The organism is Flavobacterium sp. ZB4P23, assembly GCF_003970375.1.
Lineage (GTDB): Bacteria > Bacteroidota > Bacteroidia > Flavobacteriales > Flavobacteriaceae > Flavobacterium.
Genome location: NZ_RYDK01000002.1, coordinates 389,048 through 407,399 on the forward strand (window position 1 = coordinate 389,048; position 18,352 = coordinate 407,399).

The window sequence follows — 18,352 nt, forward strand, 5'->3', positions numbered from 1 at the left end:
ATCATTTAAGCACTGTTATTGAACCTTTTCTCACTTTCCGATCTTGTGTGGTAATTATATAATAATACACTTGATTTACATTTTTAAAAACTGTTATATTTTCAGGCCAATTATTTTGATAATTATTTGTCTTAAGTACCAATTCCCCAGAAGAACTTATCAATAGTATTTCTGCATCCGAACCACTTGCATATTCTTGGGGTATAATCCAGGTATCGTTGATTCCATCTCCATTTGGACTTATTAAATTAGGTATGCTTACAACTTGCGCATCAACATCATTATTGATTTGAAAAGATAATTCCTCTGACATAACACATCCTGAAGTTTGTTTGATAACTACTTTATAACTCCCTTCCATAGTAACCTCATAATCACTTCCTATGGCGTTCGGAATAACAGCATTATTAAAATACCATTGGTACTCCGGATTTGAGGCTGTTGTTTTTACGGATACCGTCAACGATTCATTTGGTGAGATGGTGCTTGTCTTCGGAACATTAATACTGCTATTAAATTGATACTGTTCCAAATCTATCGAAGCATTGGCAATGCATCCGCCAAAATCAACAACTACAGTATACTGACCCGGTTGATTGGTTACATAAGTTTGACTTGTTGCACCTGTTAACACCCCATTATTTTTATACCATTGGTAGCTGGTTCCGGTTACCGTAGTTAATATTGTTGAACTTCCGTTAGAACAAAAAGGATTCCCAAGACTGGACGTTATCGTAGCAACGGCCGTAGAGGAAGATTCACTTACGATTACCCGGTTTGAGTATGAATTTGAGGTACAAGAACCATAATTAGTTTCAACATAATATTTCCCTGGTTGATTAACCGTTAAGCTGGGGGTAGTCGCAACAGGAACTAAACTACCTTCTTTGTACCATCTATAAGTCAATCCAGGATATTTCAACGGAGAGTCATTAGACCCAGTTCCGGGATTATCAATCGTTAAAACACAACTCTCCCCTGAACAATACATCGCTGTAGCATTAAAGTTATTAATAGAAAACGGGGAATCTTGAATTTTATAGTAGGCTGGAAACACAGCAGAATTTGAACTTGTAGCAACAGGTCCTGTGCTTTTGATCCTAAGTTTATATTGCTCTCCCGCTGTTGTTTTTGGCACTGAGAAAGTTAAAGTTGCCGGAGAGATTGTAACCGATCCGGGACTTGAAGTAAAAAGAACGGTAGGATTAGTAAAGTTTCCGTTAGGATCTGACATCTCAACAATAAATTGATTGGTATCACTTAATCCTGTAACTGGTGAGAAAGAAAAGTCTACACTAAAAGAGTTAAAACCTCCATTGGCACAAATTTGGCTAAACTGTAAAGAAGGGTTGCCAATAACTATCTGAGCATAAACAGTTTTAGTTAACGGCAAAAGAAACAACATAAAACAAAAAAAATATTTTTTTACAAAACCGCTCATCACATCTTCTATCTTTATCAATACTACTCACCCATACTTCTAATAAAAGCAAGTATCATTTTTATAGTTAAAATTTATAAAAACGATACTGTCTGTTTAATCATTTGAAGCTGTAATCTTTCCTATCCGCAATCTGAAATCAGGGTTTTTCTCATCTGTAAAATTTATAAATGTCTCATTATTGTCGCTTTGAGAATATACATTTGAAAAAGAACCATTGCCATACCAATTTTCTAAATCTTCGTTATTAGAATTATATTCTGTAAAAATATTCCCTCTACAGAAATTGAAATACATTTCTTCAAACCTAATTTTTTGAAGATTTTCCTCATTAATTTCAATTTTGTCGCTTAATAATACCGCCGGGTTAAAACCTGAAATAACGCTTCTTTTAAAATCAAAGGAAGCATTCTCAGCTATATATATCGCCTCTTTTACCAAGCCAGATTGAATATCAACATTTATGTTTTCGCTGTTGTTAACCAATGTTAAATTTGTTGCAATCACCGATGTTTGTTTTTTAGAAAAATCAACTTCTTCTTTTCTATCATATGAACAGACATCTATGCATCGTGACCCCAAACTACTAGTTATATAAGAAGCACGAATTACCAGAGAGTTATTTATTTTACACTGTGTCCCATAATTAAATTTAAAATCATTCCTTCTGGATTTAAAAGAAACCATTTTATTAAGTTTCAAATCCCCTCCAAATATTTCAAATGAATCTCCTGCCGAATAACCAACCATTATATTCTCCAGAATTGTTTTGTTCCCGATGCCTGCTAATAATAATGCGTTAAAATTTTCTTTCCCTTTAACTTTTTTACCAGCAAATTCTATCCTCACAAACCTTAAAATCCCCGAATTACTGTTTGTTTCCTCCCCACCGTAAGACGTTAAAGAAGTGTCCAAACCATAATTCACAGAAGAGGTATTATCCAATTTATTTATTGGTGCATTACCCAAAATAACGATACCTCCCCAATCCCCAGCTCTTTTGACACTCCTGTTTGAGGTAAAAACAATCGGATCTGTTTCTAGTCCATCTGCAATAATTGTTGCTCCTTTAGTTATAATAAGTGCAGCAGTAGATTCGTAATCCCCAATTATAACCGTTCCAGGCTCAATGGTTAAAGTGGCATTATTGACAACATAGACACTGCCTTGCAGTATGTATTTATTTTTTTTATACAATTTTGTGTTTACTGCAATAGTACCGGCCAAAATCTGATTGGGCTCACCATAATCGATTTTATTGGGCTTAAATTCTGTCCAATTATTTAACCAATTATTTGAACCAGTAATTCCTTTTTCTTGTTGTGCGTTTACGCTAAAAACTATAAAAAGGACCATATATGTAATTTGTGATATCGATTTCATTAGGACTATAAGTTAGATGGTAGGAGTTTATCTTTAGTGTATTACTAAAAAACGTCAGTACGATTTTCTGAATGATTTCAAAATGCATCGATAACGAGTATTTATTATATTATAACTCGATTAATGCTACATTACTCTTATAAAAATTTAAAAAGACAACTAAATTAATAAATCTTACATTTCATTGAATTCATGTAATGATTTCATTGTGTTTTCATAAAATAAGATGGCTGCTATTAAATTATTTGTGTCAGAATAGGGAACCATTTTTTTATGAAAATCCAAGGTCACATCAAGGAAATCGTTAGTACTTTCAGCCTGTTGAATCAAAGCCTTTTTATTATCATTAGGAATTCCTAAATCAGCCAAAGTAACACCTGGTTTAGTGACTAAGGCAATATAAGGCAATGTCTTCACAAGTACATTAATACGTTCTATATACAACTCCATCAATTCCGCTTTTTTCATTCCCTGCAGCTCTTTCAATTCGTGATACTTTTTTATCGTTGTCGTCGAGCTGATAATACTAGTAGATACCTTTTTATCTTGTGCAGAAACGGTACCTGTTACAGATAACAAAAAAAACAGACTAAAAAAAATAATTTTCAATTTCATAATTTAGATTAAATTTTAATTTAAACAAAAATATACAATAAAACGCATTCTACAATGTTTATATTGTTTTTATTTGAATGTAAAAGACTACAAAATATGTTAAAAATGTATGATCATCGAACAAACTTGTTTTTTATCGATTATTTTCGATTTTACGACATAGTCAATAATAGAGAATTAACAGGGCTTAATAAAAACATTAATTTATTTTTTGGAATGCTACTTTTTGAACTTCAAAACAGAACCTCATGGAGTAAGAAACCTATCCACTAAAGAAATAAGTCTAAGCTAACTAATGGAGAACTCATTTTGAAATGGAAACATCAAGAAAGGTGTTGACCGATTTGTTTTTTCATTAGAATAACCAAAAACAACTAAGAAATTCAAACAATAGAGATCCAAAAAACTTCCCAAATATTTAAAAGGAATAGATCAAAACAGACAACTAATACACGAATCCGTAAAGCATTTTAAAACTAAAAAAAACCTGCGTGATAAGTCACACAGGTTTTTTACCAACTACGTTTACTAAAATCAACCTATCCAAAATCAACTAAATTCAATTTATTAAAAGATACTAAGCGGTTATTTTATTTAAAATTAATCCTCCGAAACAATCGCTGAGTTTCTATTGGTCGTAACTTCTAATAGCACTGCAACGCCTTTGTCATTCAACATTGTCATATTTAACACATCTAAAACTGCTAAATCTTTAGACACTACTCCATTAAATCTATTGTATGAAATATTCATTTCTTTAAGATTTTCTAATTTTTCTAATTCTATTGGCACTTGACCGTTCATTTTGTTGTCAAATAAACTAAGATTTTCAAGTGCTGTCATGTTTACCACTTCACTACTTAATACTCCCGAAAGTTTATTACTATTTAAGAGCAATATTTTTAACGTTTTTAAATCATATAAAGAATTTGGAATTTCCCCTATAATTTCGTTGTTAAATAATGATAGTATTTCTAACTGTTTCAAGGATCCTATTTGCATGGGCAATTCCCCTGAAAGCGCATTCATATACAACTCTAAGTCTTTCAAATTACTCATTTCACAAATAGAGGAAGGAATTGTTCCTGACAACTTATTAAAAGAAAGGTTCAATACTTTCATTTCTTTTAATTTTCCAATAAAAAAAGGAATCGAACCTGATATTTGGTTCTTGTGTAAATCCAACTCTTGAAGACCTACGAGATTAACAATTTCAGCTGGAATTTCACCCACTAAATTATTATCAGCTAGATGTACTGCAATCACTTTTTCGTCTTGTACTTTTATGCCATACCAAGTGGTAACAGGTGATGATAAATCCCACTTGACATGCCACTGACTTCCACTAGTGGACTGGTACAGTTTTACTAAGGCATCTTTCTCCTGATCAGATACATCGGCCAACATTGAACATGAAAAAAAAATGATTGAAAACAGAGTAGTTACACTTTTCATCCCTTTAAATTTAGTCTTTTACATTCCTAAAATAGATGGTTTCTAGTTAATCAGCAAATAAAACCGATGAAATACATGTTTTATAATTTTAAATAGAGATATCTCTTACAGCAAAATATTTTTTAGAGTGCGTTCTATAACTACTCTGTCAATGATTGAACTTCCTTTTTCTTAGAACAATTCTAATTAAATTTAGCTTCATCAGGACAAAATAAATTACAAAACACCTGACTGGCAGTATATTTTGGATGGATATTTCACAAATATGAGAGTAGTAATTTGCCCCAAAATTCAACAACAACAACAACAACAACAACAACAACAACAACAACAACAACAACAACAACAACAACAACAACAACAACAACAACAACAACAACAACAACAACAACAACAACAACAACAACAACAACAACAACAACAACAACAACAACAACAACAACAACAACAATAACAACAATAAAACTACATTCCCTAAAGCTCTTCGATGGCTTTTGCCAAATCAAGATCCTTATCCGTTACACCATCTGCATCATGAGTAGTCAGCCGAATGGTTACTTTATTATACACGTTGCATAATTCCGGATGATGATTTTTTTTCTCCGCTTTTATTCCTACTTGAACTATAAAACCTAAGGCTTGAGTAAAATCCAGGAACATAAACTTTTTCTCAATTCCATTATTAATATACTGCCAGTCTTTCAATTTTTTCAACTCTGATTGAATGGATTGTTCGGTGTACCTTTTCATACTTTTATTTATTTATGGGTTGATCTGCCTGTAACTTGCTGATGTAAAACAATATTCAGATTAAAACAATTATGAAGATCCAAATTTCAGGAATATAAAGTTAGTAAATTTTGATATATTGAAAAATAATTTAACTTTATTAACTAATTTTGGCGAAAAATATTTCTTTTTAATTTGAATTCAGCATACTCCTTTAAAATTTATACTACTACTGCGCAGCTCCATTCAAACTGGGATGACATGGCGATTTCGACTGTTTTTTTATCCAAAAAATATCTGGATGTTTTAGAAAGATCATCCCCTGAGAACATGATTTGTCATTATATTGGACTCTTTGAAAATGACACTTTAGTAGGGATTGCGCTTTCCCAATTTCTGGATTTAAACAAACTGGAATCTTTTGGAGAACGCGATAAGTGTATCAAGACAGCGGTACGAAATTTTGTTTTCAGGAACTTTGGATCTCATGTACTGGTTATTGGCAACAATATGTTAACCGGACAAAATTCTTTTGCTTTGTTAGACACCATTGATAAAAAGAGAGCTTTACAAGTATTGAATACTGCTGTAACTGAATTAAAACAACGCTTTAAATCCAAAGGCAAAAAAATTCACATTACCACCTACAAAGATTTCAATTGCGAGGAAATCAAAACCTTCCGTATTCCGGAATTCAAAAATGAATATCCGTTTTCGACACAGCCTAATATGGTTTTCACCATTAATGAAGCCTGGAAAACAGAACAAAATTATATTGACTCTCTTTCAAAAAAATACCGGGATCAATATAAAAGAGCAAGAAAGAAGGCAGATCAGATTGAAAAAAGAAAATTACACCTGGAAGACATCATTGCCTTGGAAGAAACGATTTATGATTTGTACCTTCATGTGGCTAAAAATGCTCCCTTTAATACTTTTTTTCTTCCAAAAAATCATTTTAGGATTTTTAAAGAAATTTTCAAAGACAAATTTCTTTTTTATGGTTATTTTTCAAAGGACAGACTAATAGGTTTCAATACTTTGATTAAAAACGGTTCCATAATGGATACCTACTTTCTGGGATATGATGAAAGTGTTCAGCGCGAGAAAATGCTGTACCTGAATATGTTATATGACATGATTGCCTATTCAATTAATAAAGGCTTTCAGGAAATTATCTTTGCAAGAACTGCTTTGGAAATCAAAAGTTCTGTTGGCGCTAAGCCCATAAAAATGTATGGATTAATAGGCCACAGCAATAGGGTTGCCAATCATTTTATGCCAAAGATATTCAAATATTTAGAACCTAAAATCAAATGGCAAGAACGCAATCCGTTCAAATAAATCCATAATCTGGATCAGTATATGGTACGGCAACTTTCATGTGTTTGGGTAAAATTTCGACATTTAGCTTAGTTTCGGATCCACAATATTCACCGTCAACTTGAAAGCTAACCGGCACACTAGTCGTGATTAAAGCATTTTTTACTGATATTATTTCTATATCTTCTGCATCATCTGTTGTTATATTTCCGGTAATAATTTTCCCAAGCACTACTAAATCTAAATTTTTCAAGATCACTAATTCAAATTTCCCATCGTTCATTAGTCCGTTAGGATTAATAGAAACTCCTGTTCCATATTTTTTTGAATTGGCAATAACAATCATTCTCGCTACACATTCAATAGTGGGAAAATCACCTGTTATTGTGGCAAAAAAAGGCTCATCTAAATCAATCAGAGTAGACACCGCTTGCAAAGCATACCCCAGTTTTCCCCGAATCGTACTTTTTTCATAGTTCTTAATCAATTCTGCATTAAGTCCAATATCACTTAGGTGAACACTTTTTTTTCCATTAATAGAAATCATATCAATCATCATGTACTCATTGTGAAAAGCAATTTCTAAGTTTTCCTCAAGTGTGGCAGGTAAATTCAAGTCTACTGCCAATCCATTAGCTGATCCGGCGGGTAAAATTCCTAAAATTACATCTTGATTTTCCATTGCTTCGGCTACCATTTTTATGGTTCCGTCACCCCCTGTAATAATAATTCGTTGTGGTTTGTAGGTTTGATACAGCACCTTTATTTTATCAATATCATTTACTCCCGAGGTATTATAAATTACTGGATTAAAATTTTCTTTTTCAGCAAAAAGTGCCACAGCATCAATAAATTCAGATTTATCAATGTCACCGGAAATAGGATTAACAACAACAATAATGTTATTTCTCAAACTTTATCTTCTTTTATTAATTAAAATTAATTAAATTCATCTCCAATCAAAAGTACTACAATAAATGAAACCAATTTTAAAATTATATCGTGGCTACGCTAATGAGCAAGAATTAATTGTCATGGGGCATGTGTTCAAACCAACAACAGTTAAAGAATATAATTTTCAAAAAAAGAACTTTAAAAATGCTACTTCAGTAATCAAAATGTTTCAAATAAAGACACAAGCAAATGCTGATGTGTATTTAGAACAAAACAATTCCAAAATCCATACCAGAACACTAAATGATGGTTATTTTAAGTTTTGCGTGCCACTAGATCAGGATTCTAAGTATGGCTGGATTGATTATAAAGTGAGTATTACTCATAATAACGAAACCATTACAGCCAAAGACAGTTATATTCGTCCACACAAAGGAAATCTGGGAATCATCTCTGACATTGATGATACTTTTTTAGTTTCTCACACGCTGAATCCTTTAAAAAAATTATATGTTTTATTGTTTAAAAACATATATAAAAGAAAAACTTTTGATGATGTAGTTACCCATTATCAAGCCTTGAGTTCGGCAGGAAGAACAAACAAACACGAGTTAAATGCGTTCTTTTATGTTTCCAGCAGTGAATGGAATTTGTATCGTTTTGTCATACAATTCACTGAAATTCATAAGCTTCCAAAAGCCGTTTTATTACTGAAAGACATCAAGACGAGCCTGGCTGATTTTTTCATCACCGGAAGTGGGGATCACAACCACAAGTTTGACAAAATAAAACACATTCTAGAGTTTTATCCCAATTTAGAGTATGTACTTCTAGGGGATGATTCACAACATGACCCCTATTTATACGAAGCTATTTGTAAAATTTTCCCAGTTACCGTAAAAGCAGTTTATATCCGACAAACTGGGACTTCTAAAAAAGAAAAAATAATTACAATTATGGAAAATTTAGAAACCTTAAAAGTTTCTATTTGTTATTTCAAAAACAGTAGTGAAGCTATTGCACATTCAAAATCTATTGGGATTATTAAATAAAAAAAGAGCTCCAAAACCGGAACTCTTCTTTTTTACACAGTATCAATTTCTTCCTGAACAGCTTCCCAATCTAAAAGAAATTTGTCTAACTCAGCCTTTTTCTTATTGTACGCCATAAAAAACTTAGCATCCTCAATATGTTTATCATAATTAGAAGCCAGCATTTTATCATCTTGCTGAATGTCTTTTTCTAATTGCTTGATTTGGCTTTCGATCTTGCTTAACTTGTTTTGTAATGCTTTTCCTTTTTTCTGATCTTCGTATGATGCTTTATTGCTTTCTTTAGGTGATGCTACTTTCTGAGCCTCTTTTTTTTCTACTTCACGCATGTTTTCCATATTGCGTTGTTCTAAAAAATAGTTGATATCCCCTAAATATTCTTTTATTTTTTGGTCTTTAAATTCATATACTAAATTTGACATGCCCTGCAAGAAATCCCTATCGTGAGAAACCAGTAATAAAGTACCGCCAAATTTTTGAAGAGCGGCTTTTAACACATTCTTCGATTTGATGTCCAAGTGATTAGTAGGCTCATCCATCAATAAAACATTAATAGGTTGCAACAATAATTTACACAACGCCAAACGGTTTCTTTCGCCTCCGGAAAGGACTTTTACCTTTTTATCTACATCGTCACCACGAAACAAGAAAGAACCCAGCATATCGCGTACTTTCATTCGGTTCGTATCTGCCGCCGCATCTTCCATCGTTTGCAACAAAGTGATTTCGCCATCCAGATATTCAGCCTGATTTTGTGCAAAATACCCCAATTGTACATTATGTCCTAACTTGATATTTCCTTTATACTCGAATTCGTCAACAATAGCCTTAATAAAAGTTGATTTTCCTTGCCCGTTTTGTCCTACGAATGCTATTTTACTTCCACGCTCTACTAATAGATTGATATCTTTCAAAATCGTTTTGTCCCCGTAGCTTTTGGTCACATTTTCAGCTTCTATAACTACTCGTCCCGGTTCTTTCGAAACTGGAAAAGTAATATTCATAACGGAATTGTCATCTTCATCTACTTCAATACGTTCTATTTTGTCAAGTTTTTTAATCATCGATTGTGCCATGGAGGCTTTAGAGGCTTTGGCACGAAATTTTTCGATTAATTTCTCTGTTTCTTCTATTTTTTTTGCTTGATTTTTTTGCGTAGCCAATTGTTTTTCACGAATCTCATGACGCAATTCTAAATATTGAGAATATGGTTTATTGAAATCATAGGCTTTACCAAGGGAAATTTCGATTGTTCTGTTTGTCACATTATCTAAAAACATTTTATCGTGCGAAACAATTACCACCACACCGGGATAATTGCGAAGAAAACTTTCCAGCCAAATGATACTCTCAATATCCAAGTGATTCGTGGGCTCATCCAGCAGCAAAACATCATTGGCCTGCAATAATAACTTGGCTAATTCGATACGCATTCTCCATCCACCGGAAAAAGTTTCGGTTTGATTATCAAAAACATCTCTTTTAAATCCTAAACCAAGTAAAATTTTCTCCGTGTCCCCCACATAATTATAACCGCCCAATAATTCAAAACGATGGGTGTAATCCGATAAGTCTTCAATGATTTGACTGTATTCATCACTTTCATAATCCGTTCTGGTAACCAATAAGTGATTGATTTCTTCGAGCTTTTTCTCTACAATTTTAATCTCTGTAAACGCTTCATATGCTTCTTCCAGAACCGTTCTTCCTTGTTCAAAGTCAATATCCTGACGCAAGAATCCCATACGAAGGTCTTTCTCTTGAGAAATAACACCTGAATCTGGAGCAAAATCTTTTGCTAACATTTTAAGCATGGTCGATTTCCCCGCTCCGTTCTTTCCTACAAGACCCACGCGGTCTCCGGCACCCAATCGAAAGGTAACTTCTTCAAACAAATAGGAACCACCAAATGAAACGGATAAATTGTGTATATTAAGCATGTATTGTGATTTTATTCCTTTTTGAATGCGTAAATTTGTAACTCCAAAAAAGGAAAAATTAAATTTTTTGCAAATGTTAAAAAAAGGATCCAAATTATATAGCATTTTAACAGGAACTTGTCCTAAATGTCAGAATGAGAGTATGTATTTAGATAAAAATCCGTTACATCTAAACAAAATATTGAAAATGCACGAAAATTGCAGTCATTGTGGTTTAAGATATCAAATTGAACCTTCTTTTTTTTATGGCGCTATGTACGTTAGTTACGGATTAAATGTAGCAATAGGAATTGCTGCTTTTGTTATCTCTTTTGTTCTCTTCGAATCCAGTCTAAAAGTTGCATTCCTTGCAATAATAGTATCACTGGTTATTTTATTCCCTTTTGTTTTGCGATGGGCAAGGAATATTTACATCAACATGTTTGTTTCGTATGATCACAAATTAAATGAAAAATAACACTATTTTTTTCCTTTAGATACAAATCGATTGATGTCAATTGCAGTGTCTAAAGGAATTTTATTTTCAATAGTGTCAAATAAAGCTTTTGCCATTGCAGGACCTAACATAACCCCTCGTGTGCCCAAACCATTCAAAATATGTACTGAATTATAATTTTGATGTGTTCCTACGAGTGGTCTTCTATCTTTTACCGTGGGGCGAACTCCAGCAAAATGAGCCACAATTTCAAAATCACAAGTAATAATCTCTTTTATTCTTTCCACTAATTCCGTTTTTCCTTCTGGAGTAGGTAAATCTGTTTTATCTTTCCAATTGTAAGTGGCTCCTACCTTGAACAAATCATTTCCAAGAGGCAAAATAAAGACACTTGTATTGACGATCACATCTAAACGCAAATTAGGTGCTCTAATGACAAAAAGCTCCCCTTTTGTACCGTCTAATGGCAAATGTTTAAAATAAGGATTTCCATGCATTCCAAAGCCTTCGGCAAAAACAATATGTTTCGCTTGAATGTCTTTGTACCGAATACCATTTGAGTCAACCTGAAGCACCTCATAATCAAAAGACTCCTCCTGAAACATCTTATTATGGATAAGATAGTCTCTGTATTTACGCAACAACAATGCGGTATCAACATAACCCGTCTGCAAAACTTCTCCGTATCCAAAGGGAGAATCAATTCCAGAAAATTTCTCAAAAATCAATTTTGTGGATAAAAATGGCGAAAGATTTATTTTATCCGAAGCTATAAACCAATTATTCTGTTCTTCTACGGAGAAAAATTTTCTCAAAATAGGTCTCTTAAAATCTACGGTACATTCTAATTTTTTTTCCAACAGCGCATAAAATTCATTCATCAAAACTAATTGCTCTTGTGCCTGCCAAACCTCACTGAATCGTTTTAAAATAACAGGGTTATACAACCCCCCGGCGATTCTTGAAGAATTTTGAGAATTATTATCCAGTACTAAAATACTTTTATCATTTCGCAGCGCAACCTCTGCAAATGAAATACCCGCTAAACCTGAACCAATTATTAAATAATCAATCATTTGAAGAAATATAATTTAAACTAAAGACAAAGTAAATACATTAAAACACAAAACTCTTACCATCACAGTAAGAGTTTTGTGTTTATAGTAAAAAAACTGAAATTAATAATTCCACATATCAGATTCGAAATTGCGAATTTTCTCTTTCACTCGATCGGATTCTAACAACTGATTCTGGGCATTATCTTTCATATACTCTTCAATGGATCTGTCTCCATAAACATTTTCTTCTTTGTAAATAAAACTATTAAAACGTCTTGAATTTAAGATTTGATCAAATGAAATCGGCATCGCTGAGTTTTTATCATTGAATGCTTTGGCATCATGCAACACATCTCTTGCTGCTGGAAAAAACACCCAAAACAACTCAATATAATCTTTTTGATCACTATTCATCGTATAAACATCCGGAGTCACTGGACAAATACCCAATAAACGATACTTTAATTCACTCTGCCTTTTATCAAAATACCAATACCCCTTAATTTTATACTGTGTTACGTCCTGAGCAGAAAGATCCTGTCTCAGAATATATTCTTCTGATATTTGATTCCCTGCATTTATTTGTTCTCTACCGGCGTCTGTAGTATCTATTCGAGTTAATGAAGCTTGGATGTCTTTAAATGATTTTTTAGTGTTAAAATAACTATCTGTATACACTTCTGTTAATTCACCACTTTTTATGGCTTTAGTCAGCACATCGTATAACGAACGCCTATCCGAACCAATATTTGCAGTATCTACAGGAAAATACAATGAAAAATTAATCTTTTCGTTTAAATCGATTATTTCCCAGGTTGTTTTTCCCATTAAAACATCTCTATCATGCACATATCCATAGGACAAAGGCCTATCGTTATCTGAAATTAATTGTGCATCAGATTTTAGACCTATTTCGTCAGGAGTTTTTGCATTAAGCAAATTAGATTGTGCAACCGAAGCAAGACTTCCTGTGGAACAGACTATAGCGATTAAAAAATTTCTTACATTCATCATAGTATCATTATAAGATATTGAAGTAGGTTTATATAAAAACGTACTAATTATTGTATTTCAAAAATTACTGGAGCTGTTCTTGGCAATAAGTAGCTTCCTGCACCAACAAGTTTGGTTTTAATCTCAGAAATGGTCACTTGATCACCTCTTCCTGCTTTTGATAATACGGCCTTACATTGTGCATTTAATCTGTTTCCTGATACAACTACTGTCGGCTGTCCGGTAACTTTTAAATTAAAACCAACTACATTTAAACCAACTTCAAAATCAAAATCAACTAATTTAGCTCCGATTGTAGCTATCTCTAAGTTTGATTTAGGACCTTTGACCACTCCCATTTCTCCCCTAATAGTTCCAGCTGGCCCCGGAATACCTTTGATTCTGAAAACTTTTTTATCAGTAGCCACTTTTCCGTCAGACATTTTTCCTGATACGCTGACAATAACTTCATTACCACCACCAGGATTCATAACGTATTTACCGTTGCCTACCTTTGATAAACCTGGAGCAGAAGCATTAACAGCATTATCCGGAATACCTGCAAAGGAAATAGTCATAGGATTGGATACGCCTCTATAAACGACATTCATCTTATCTGCTGAAATTGTTGCAGAATTAGGTCTTGGCACCACAACATATTTTCCAGCAAATTTCAATGGAATTGTTTTACCATCTTCAATAAACGTAAATTGACCCGCAATATTTTGTTCTCCAACACCTCCAGCGGTCATAGCTATTCTAGCCTGTCCTGTGGCTGGATCTAATCTTGCACCAGTAACACTTGTTGGTTTGGTATTCTCGTCATAACGTCCCAAAACTACTTTACCTGTAACCTGTTCGCCCTGGAAATAAGCATTTTTATCCAATACAACGATAGCTTGATAATTACTGTAAGATGCCGCTGCAACCGCCGCTTTACCTAATGCCGTACTGTACACATCTGATTCTGCTTTTTTAACATCATTCTGCCAAGCAGATAGCTTAGCTAAAGAAGCAACTGCTGGAAAGCCTTTAAAATGATAATCTAAATAGGCTACCGAAATACCGTCTTTATTCTTAACATCTGCCAAACTAAACTTAGCTTGAACTTCAGATAAAATTGGCGCTAATTTTTTATTATCACCCAAAGCCAACTTCATGTCCGATTTATACTTTTCAACTGTTGAAATAACTTCTTTTCCTTTAGCGGAGTAACCTGCGGGACTGAACCATAAATTATCAATATTATCTCCTTTGTCCATAGCCTCATACGGTAGTTTACCCGTCTCCGGATCCACTTCGGTTCCTACTAAAACTTCCGCTTTTATTTGTCCAATATAATCGTAAAAATTTTTTGTTATCACTTCTACTTTATGAGCTGTTATGGCCGCTGCAGCAAATTCGCCACCTGCTTCCGCTGCTTTCGCATCTAATCCAGCTAACATTTGAGCGTTTGATTGTTGAGCTGAAGCGTTTGACCCTTCAAATTTTTCATTCATTAATCCAAAAGCAGACAACACTTCTTTGGACATATTTAATGCTAACATTGCGATGAAAACCAAATACATTAGGTTAATCATCTTCTGTCTAGGGGTTAGTTTTCCTCCTGCCATATTTTCTAAATAATTAGTTTAATATTTTTTTATAGTTTGAAACTAATTATCCTTTATTATTCATTGCAGAAAGCATTCCACCATATACATTATTCAAAGAGGATAGGTTTGAAGTCAATGACTGCATTTGATCTTTTAATTTTAGGTTGTTTTCAGCAACTTCTTCATTAATTTGTACATTTCTGGAGGCGCTTTGTAATTGTATTTTATACAGACTGTTCAATGACTCCATTTGGGCTGCAGCCAAAGTCAACTCCTCGCTGTATTTTTTAGTAGATGTAATAGAATCTATTGTTGGGGCAATTCCCTTTGCTGCTGATTCGAAATTTTTGATGCTATTACCTAAACTAGCCATTAATTCCCCATCAATTTTGGCATCTTTTAACATCATATCTAATTTTTGAGACAACAATCCTTGTGCATCAGATGGTGTTTCTACTTTTTTAGTTGCTGGTTTAGCCTGACCGTTAGCTAATTCCGGATATACTAAAGTCCAATCCAAATCATTATCAACCGGTTCAAAGGCAGAAAGCGCAAAAATGGCTGCTTCTACAACAAGACCTATAGTTAGCATTAAATTTCCTGTAATAAAACCAAATTCAATATGGGTGATTTTGAATAGTGCGCCTATGATTACAACAGCAGCTCCCATGCCGTATGCGAAATTCATTGCTTTCTTACTTAATAATGCCATAATAGTGTTTTTAAAAAATGAATAGATTTGGTTTGTTTTAATTATCTCTTTTTTCCGATTCCGGTAGTTTGAACTCCCATGTAATCCTGAACGGTTCTAAAACCTATATAACTCCTGGCTGAATCAGCATATTCATAATCTCTTGTACCTACCTGTAGGAAATAAGCAACATCTTTCCATGAACCACCGCGCAGTACTTTGCGTTTATTTGAAGTATCCTGAACATTTGGATTCATTGACGATACATACTCATACGCATTTGGATCATATGAAGAATCGGTCCATTCCGAAACATTTCCTGCCATATTGTACAAATTATAACCATTTGGTTCATACGATTTTGCTTCAACAGTATACAAGGCTTCATCTGCTGCATAATCGCCCCTGTTGGGTTTGAAATTTGCCAAGAAACAACCTCTGTCGTTTTTAGTATATGGCCCTCCCCAAGGATAAGTAGCAGATTCTAAACCTCCTCTGGCTGAATATTCCCATTCTGCTTCGGTTGGCAATCGAAAAGAATTGATTAAGTCTTGTCCTTTCTTTTTTGATTTGATATGGCTGTTTTTATATAATGTTCTCCAGGCGCAAAATGCTTTCGCTTGAGTCCACTTGACCCCTACCACAGGATAATCTCCGTAGGCTTTGTGCCAAAAATAATCATTATGCATTGGCTCATTGTAGGAATAGGCAAAATCTTTAATCCAAACGCTAGTATCAGGATATACATTTATTTCTTCGGTTTTGATATAGTCTTTTCGTCTTCCGTCTTTTGCTTTGGCAGCAGCCTGAATATCCATCCAAGAATAACGGAATTTCAATTTATTAACATCAATAGTGCGAAGACCGTTGAATGATTCTTCTATTGGCAAATACATAGAATCCATTACTTCAGCATAATATTCATCCGGATATAGTTTCGTATCTTTTATTAATTTTACTTTTTTATTCAGCTTTCTACCGGCATAAGGATCGTCAGCGGTTCCTACACTATAATAATTATCATACATGTATTTGTCATAGGCTGTCATTTTCTCTGGATCCGAATCATTAAAAGCAAAGTCACCTATACTTCCTGAATTTTTACCCTTAGCAGCTGTTGGATCAGCTGTTTGTCCGCTCATGTCTGCCATAATTGCTAATCTCACCCTCATTGTAGAGTCTTTTACCCACTCTACAAACTTACGGTATTCACTATTGGTAATTTCCGTTTCATCCATATAAAAGGAGCGAACCGTAACTGTTTTTGTTGGAGCGTCCTCTACATTGGCTAAATCAGCATCTGACTTACCCATTATAAAAGCGCCACCTGGGATTAATGCCATTCCAAGAGGTTTTTCCGGATGCCATTTCCCTCCATTAATACCAACTAGTTCTCCTCTGTCGCTTGATTTACCACAGCCAATTAAAAGGGTCAAAATTGACGTAAATGCAATGAACTTCTTCATATAAATTTGGTTATATATTCATTATTTTTAAGGGTGTAAACCTATTTATTATTTTTTAAAAAAACAATTTTTTTAAACTAAACAAACTCTATTTTATAAAAAAAGAATAAATAAGCATAAAATTATCCTAAATGATGTTTTTCCTCTGCGCTTTCCACCATCTTTCGGGCAATTCCTGATTACAAGCCATTAAATATTCTTCATAAGAACATGGTAATAACGTGTTTCTTTTTAATTTATTATTAACATTTGAAATAAATGGAATTTCGATCCACCATCGGTCTGTTTTATCACTTTTATAAAAAACAAGATCCTCTTCTTCCATGGGAACTATATATTTCAAGTAGTTTTCTTTACTTCCAAAAGGATACTCATGCGAGCGATAATGAAAGCCTTCTATGAAATACCAAATTATTTGTGCTATGATCACTGATTCTTGTGCGGAATTATTGTGATTAAAGATCCCCAATGCGGAAACTTTATCACTTATCCCTGCATATCGTGACAGCGCGCATATTTCTTTCCCGTTAAAACCATTGGGTGCAAATGAACTAAAATTGCCGGAATCAGATGATTTTACAGCATTTAAATCAATACTGACCACATCTGCATCTCTGAAAACAGGTTCAGATATAGCTATATTATTCGAAACCTCCCCTAATCGATAGGCATCAAAAAACAATTTCTCTATCAAATCTATTTCTTCTTGCGAATTAAAATACGTTTGATAGCCTATGTTACAATAATTAAAGAGATTGTTCGGCTCGTCTATAATTATTTTTGTCAAATAAGAAGTGGCCGAGGCCTGTTCATTCTCTTTTCCAAAATCAAACTTATTATCGATAGCAACTAAATTCACCATCTGTTCTAAATCATCATACGCTCTGTACAAAGCATAGGTCAGATCCTGAGAACCCCCAATAACAATAGGAATAATCTTCTTTTTTATTAAACTTGCTGTTACTTTTTTTAAGGCAAAGTAGGTATCTTCCGTAGAGTTTCCAGCAAGAATGTCACCTAAATCAGCAATAGATGCATCCCAGTTTCCAGGAAATAATCCATATAATTCTTTCCTAACCGAGAGTAAATCAACAGTGGACACCGCATTGGCATTGCCTCGGTTTTCTAAAACACCTAGTACGGCAATTTTAATCTTGTTTAAATCAGGGAATTGTTCCTGGGTATGCAACACAATTTTACCGCCCAGTTGCTGTGAAGTCAATCCATTTATATATTCCAGGATTTCATCATCAACGGGCTTTAGAAAATCAAATTCCATTT

At 33.7% G+C, this 18,352-nt stretch carries 17 protein-coding genes; 4 read left to right on the plus strand and 13 right to left on the minus strand.

Features of this window, described 5'->3' with window-relative positions; translation table 11 throughout:
• Window position 1: 1 nt before the first annotated feature.
• The 4 genes from EKL99_RS04895 to EKL99_RS04910 form a co-directional block, all read right to left on the minus strand.
• Window positions 2-1,462 (minus strand): gliding motility-associated C-terminal domain-containing protein, encoded by a 1,461-nt coding sequence (locus tag EKL99_RS04895; RefSeq protein WP_231507374.1) that lies wholly within the window; start codon window positions 1,460-1,462, stop codon window positions 2-4.
• A gap of 75 nt (window positions 1,463-1,537) precedes the next feature.
• The gene (locus EKL99_RS04900; protein WP_126576500.1) at window positions 1,538-2,824 is read right to left on the minus strand and encodes a hypothetical protein; all 1,287 of its coding nucleotides are present in this window, start codon (window positions 2,822-2,824) and stop codon (window positions 1,538-1,540) included.
• A 174-nt stretch (window positions 2,825-2,998) separates the two neighbouring features.
• The gene (locus EKL99_RS04905) at window positions 2,999-3,439 is read right to left on the minus strand and encodes a hypothetical protein (protein WP_126568867.1); all 441 of its coding nucleotides are present in this window, start codon (window positions 3,437-3,439) and stop codon (window positions 2,999-3,001) included.
• Window positions 3,440-4,039: 600 nt separating this feature from the next.
• Window positions 4,040-4,894 (minus strand): leucine-rich repeat domain-containing protein, encoded by an 855-nt coding sequence (locus tag EKL99_RS04910; protein ID WP_126576501.1) that lies wholly within the window; start codon window positions 4,892-4,894, stop codon window positions 4,040-4,042.
• Between the two features lie 265 nt (window positions 4,895-5,159).
• Here EKL99_RS04910 and EKL99_RS04915 point away from each other — a divergent pair, with 265 nt between their 5' ends.
• Window positions 5,160-5,348: a hypothetical protein gene (locus EKL99_RS04915; protein ID WP_126576502.1), complete on the plus strand. Its 189-nt coding sequence runs from the start codon at window positions 5,160-5,162 to the stop codon at window positions 5,346-5,348.
• A gap of 20 nt (window positions 5,349-5,368) precedes the next feature.
• Here the strand turns inward: EKL99_RS04915 and EKL99_RS04920 are convergent, their stop codons facing one another.
• On the minus strand, window positions 5,369-5,644 hold the full coding sequence (locus EKL99_RS04920; RefSeq protein ID WP_126576503.1) for a 4a-hydroxytetrahydrobiopterin dehydratase: 276 nt from the start codon (window positions 5,642-5,644) through the stop codon (window positions 5,369-5,371).
• Window positions 5,645-5,818: 174 nt separating this feature from the next.
• Here EKL99_RS04920 and EKL99_RS04925 point away from each other — a divergent pair, with 174 nt between their 5' ends.
• Window positions 5,819-6,967, plus strand: coding sequence for a GNAT family N-acetyltransferase (locus EKL99_RS04925; RefSeq protein ID WP_126461947.1), 1,149 nt, complete (start codon window positions 5,819-5,821; stop codon window positions 6,965-6,967).
• Here the strand turns inward: EKL99_RS04925 and EKL99_RS04930 are convergent.
• On the minus strand, window positions 6,960-7,859 hold the full coding sequence (locus tag EKL99_RS04930) for a diacylglycerol kinase family protein (protein WP_126576504.1): 900 nt from the start codon (window positions 7,857-7,859) through the stop codon (window positions 6,960-6,962). The two genes, EKL99_RS04925 and EKL99_RS04930, sit on opposite strands and share 8 nt — an antisense overlap.
• Before the next feature lie 64 nt (window positions 7,860-7,923).
• Between EKL99_RS04930 and EKL99_RS04935 the strand changes: the two genes are divergently transcribed.
• Window positions 7,924-8,892 carry an App1 family protein gene (locus EKL99_RS04935; protein WP_126461942.1) on the plus strand — a complete coding sequence of 323 codons (969 nt, stop codon included), beginning with the start codon at window positions 7,924-7,926 and terminating at the stop codon, window positions 8,890-8,892.
• Between the two features lie 32 nt (window positions 8,893-8,924).
• On the opposite strand, the gene EKL99_RS04940 is transcribed toward EKL99_RS04935, so the two are convergent.
• Window positions 8,925-10,832 carry an ABC-F family ATP-binding cassette domain-containing protein gene (locus tag EKL99_RS04940; RefSeq protein WP_126461939.1) on the minus strand — a complete coding sequence of 636 codons (1,908 nt, stop codon included), beginning with the start codon at window positions 10,830-10,832 and terminating at the stop codon, window positions 8,925-8,927.
• Between the two features lie 73 nt (window positions 10,833-10,905).
• Between EKL99_RS04940 and EKL99_RS04945 the strand changes: the two genes are divergently transcribed.
• A complete protein-coding gene (locus EKL99_RS04945; protein ID WP_126576505.1) occupies window positions 10,906-11,289 on the plus strand; it encodes a DUF983 domain-containing protein in 384 nt (127 codons plus the stop codon).
• Window positions 11,290-11,291: 2 nt separating this feature from the next.
• Here EKL99_RS04945 and EKL99_RS04950 read toward each other — a convergent pair whose 3' ends face one another.
• The 6 genes from EKL99_RS04950 to EKL99_RS04975 form a co-directional block, all read right to left on the minus strand.
• Window positions 11,292-12,344 (minus strand): FAD-binding oxidoreductase, encoded by a 1,053-nt coding sequence (locus EKL99_RS04950; RefSeq protein WP_126576506.1) that lies wholly within the window; start codon window positions 12,342-12,344, stop codon window positions 11,292-11,294.
• 102 nt (window positions 12,345-12,446) lie between these two features.
• On the minus strand, window positions 12,447-13,337 hold the full coding sequence (gldN, locus tag EKL99_RS04955) for a gliding motility protein GldN (RefSeq protein ID WP_126462161.1): 891 nt from the start codon (window positions 13,335-13,337) through the stop codon (window positions 12,447-12,449).
• Window positions 13,338-13,387: 50 nt separating this feature from the next.
• Window positions 13,388-14,932, minus strand: coding sequence for a gliding motility protein GldM (gldM, locus tag EKL99_RS04960; protein WP_126568868.1), 1,545 nt, complete (start codon window positions 14,930-14,932; stop codon window positions 13,388-13,390).
• 46 nt (window positions 14,933-14,978) lie between these two features.
• Window positions 14,979-15,626, minus strand: coding sequence for a gliding motility protein GldL (gldL, locus tag EKL99_RS04965; RefSeq protein ID WP_126461927.1), 648 nt, complete (start codon window positions 15,624-15,626; stop codon window positions 14,979-14,981).
• A 41-nt stretch (window positions 15,627-15,667) separates the two neighbouring features.
• Window positions 15,668-17,071, minus strand: coding sequence for a gliding motility lipoprotein GldK (gene gldK, locus EKL99_RS04970; protein ID WP_126576507.1), 1,404 nt, complete (start codon window positions 17,069-17,071; stop codon window positions 15,668-15,670).
• A 127-nt stretch (window positions 17,072-17,198) separates the two neighbouring features.
• Window positions 17,199-18,350 carry a formimidoylglutamase gene (locus EKL99_RS04975; protein WP_126461921.1) on the minus strand — a complete coding sequence of 384 codons (1,152 nt, stop codon included), beginning with the start codon at window positions 18,348-18,350 and terminating at the stop codon, window positions 17,199-17,201.
• Between the last annotated feature and the right edge of the window lie 2 nt (window positions 18,351-18,352).

What these genes read in the sequence shown, in the direction of transcription:
- EKL99_RS04905 (WP_126568867.1), bottom strand. Translation starts at nt 3,439, where the DNA reads ATGAAATTGAAAATTATTTTTTTTAGTCTGTTTTTTTTGTTATCTGTA.
- EKL99_RS04920 (WP_126576503.1), bottom strand. Translation starts at nt 5,644, where the DNA reads ATGAAAAGGTACACCGAACAATCCATTCAATCAGAGTTGAAAAAATTG.
- EKL99_RS04900 (WP_126576500.1), bottom strand. Translation starts at nt 2,824, where the DNA reads ATGAAATCGATATCACAAATTACATATATGGTCCTTTTTATAGTTTTT.
- EKL99_RS04950 (WP_126576506.1), bottom strand. Translation starts at nt 12,344, where the DNA reads ATGATTGATTATTTAATAATTGGTTCAGGTTTAGCGGGTATTTCATTT.
- EKL99_RS04945 (WP_126576505.1), top strand. Translation starts at nt 10,906, where the DNA reads ATGTTAAAAAAAGGATCCAAATTATATAGCATTTTAACAGGAACTTGT.
- gldL (WP_126461927.1), bottom strand. Translation starts at nt 15,626, where the DNA reads ATGGCATTATTAAGTAAGAAAGCAATGAATTTCGCATACGGCATGGGA.
- gldN (WP_126462161.1), bottom strand. Translation starts at nt 13,337, where the DNA reads ATGAATGTAAGAAATTTTTTAATCGCTATAGTCTGTTCCACAGGAAGT.
- gldM (WP_126568868.1), bottom strand. Translation starts at nt 14,932, where the DNA reads ATGGCAGGAGGAAAACTAACCCCTAGACAGAAGATGATTAACCTAATG.
- EKL99_RS04975 (WP_126461921.1), bottom strand. Translation starts at nt 18,350, where the DNA reads ATGGAATTTGATTTTCTAAAGCCCGTTGATGATGAAATCCTGGAATAT.
- EKL99_RS04935 (WP_126461942.1), top strand. Translation starts at nt 7,924, where the DNA reads ATGAAACCAATTTTAAAATTATATCGTGGCTACGCTAATGAGCAAGAA.
- EKL99_RS04910 (WP_126576501.1), bottom strand. Translation starts at nt 4,894, where the DNA reads ATGAAAAGTGTAACTACTCTGTTTTCAATCATTTTTTTTTCATGTTCA.
- EKL99_RS04940 (WP_126461939.1), bottom strand. Translation starts at nt 10,832, where the DNA reads ATGCTTAATATACACAATTTATCCGTTTCATTTGGTGGTTCCTATTTG.
- EKL99_RS04915 (WP_126576502.1), top strand. Translation starts at nt 5,160, where the DNA reads ATGAGAGTAGTAATTTGCCCCAAAATTCAACAACAACAACAACAACAA.
- gldK (WP_126576507.1), bottom strand. Translation starts at nt 17,071, where the DNA reads ATGAAGAAGTTCATTGCATTTACGTCAATTTTGACCCTTTTAATTGGC.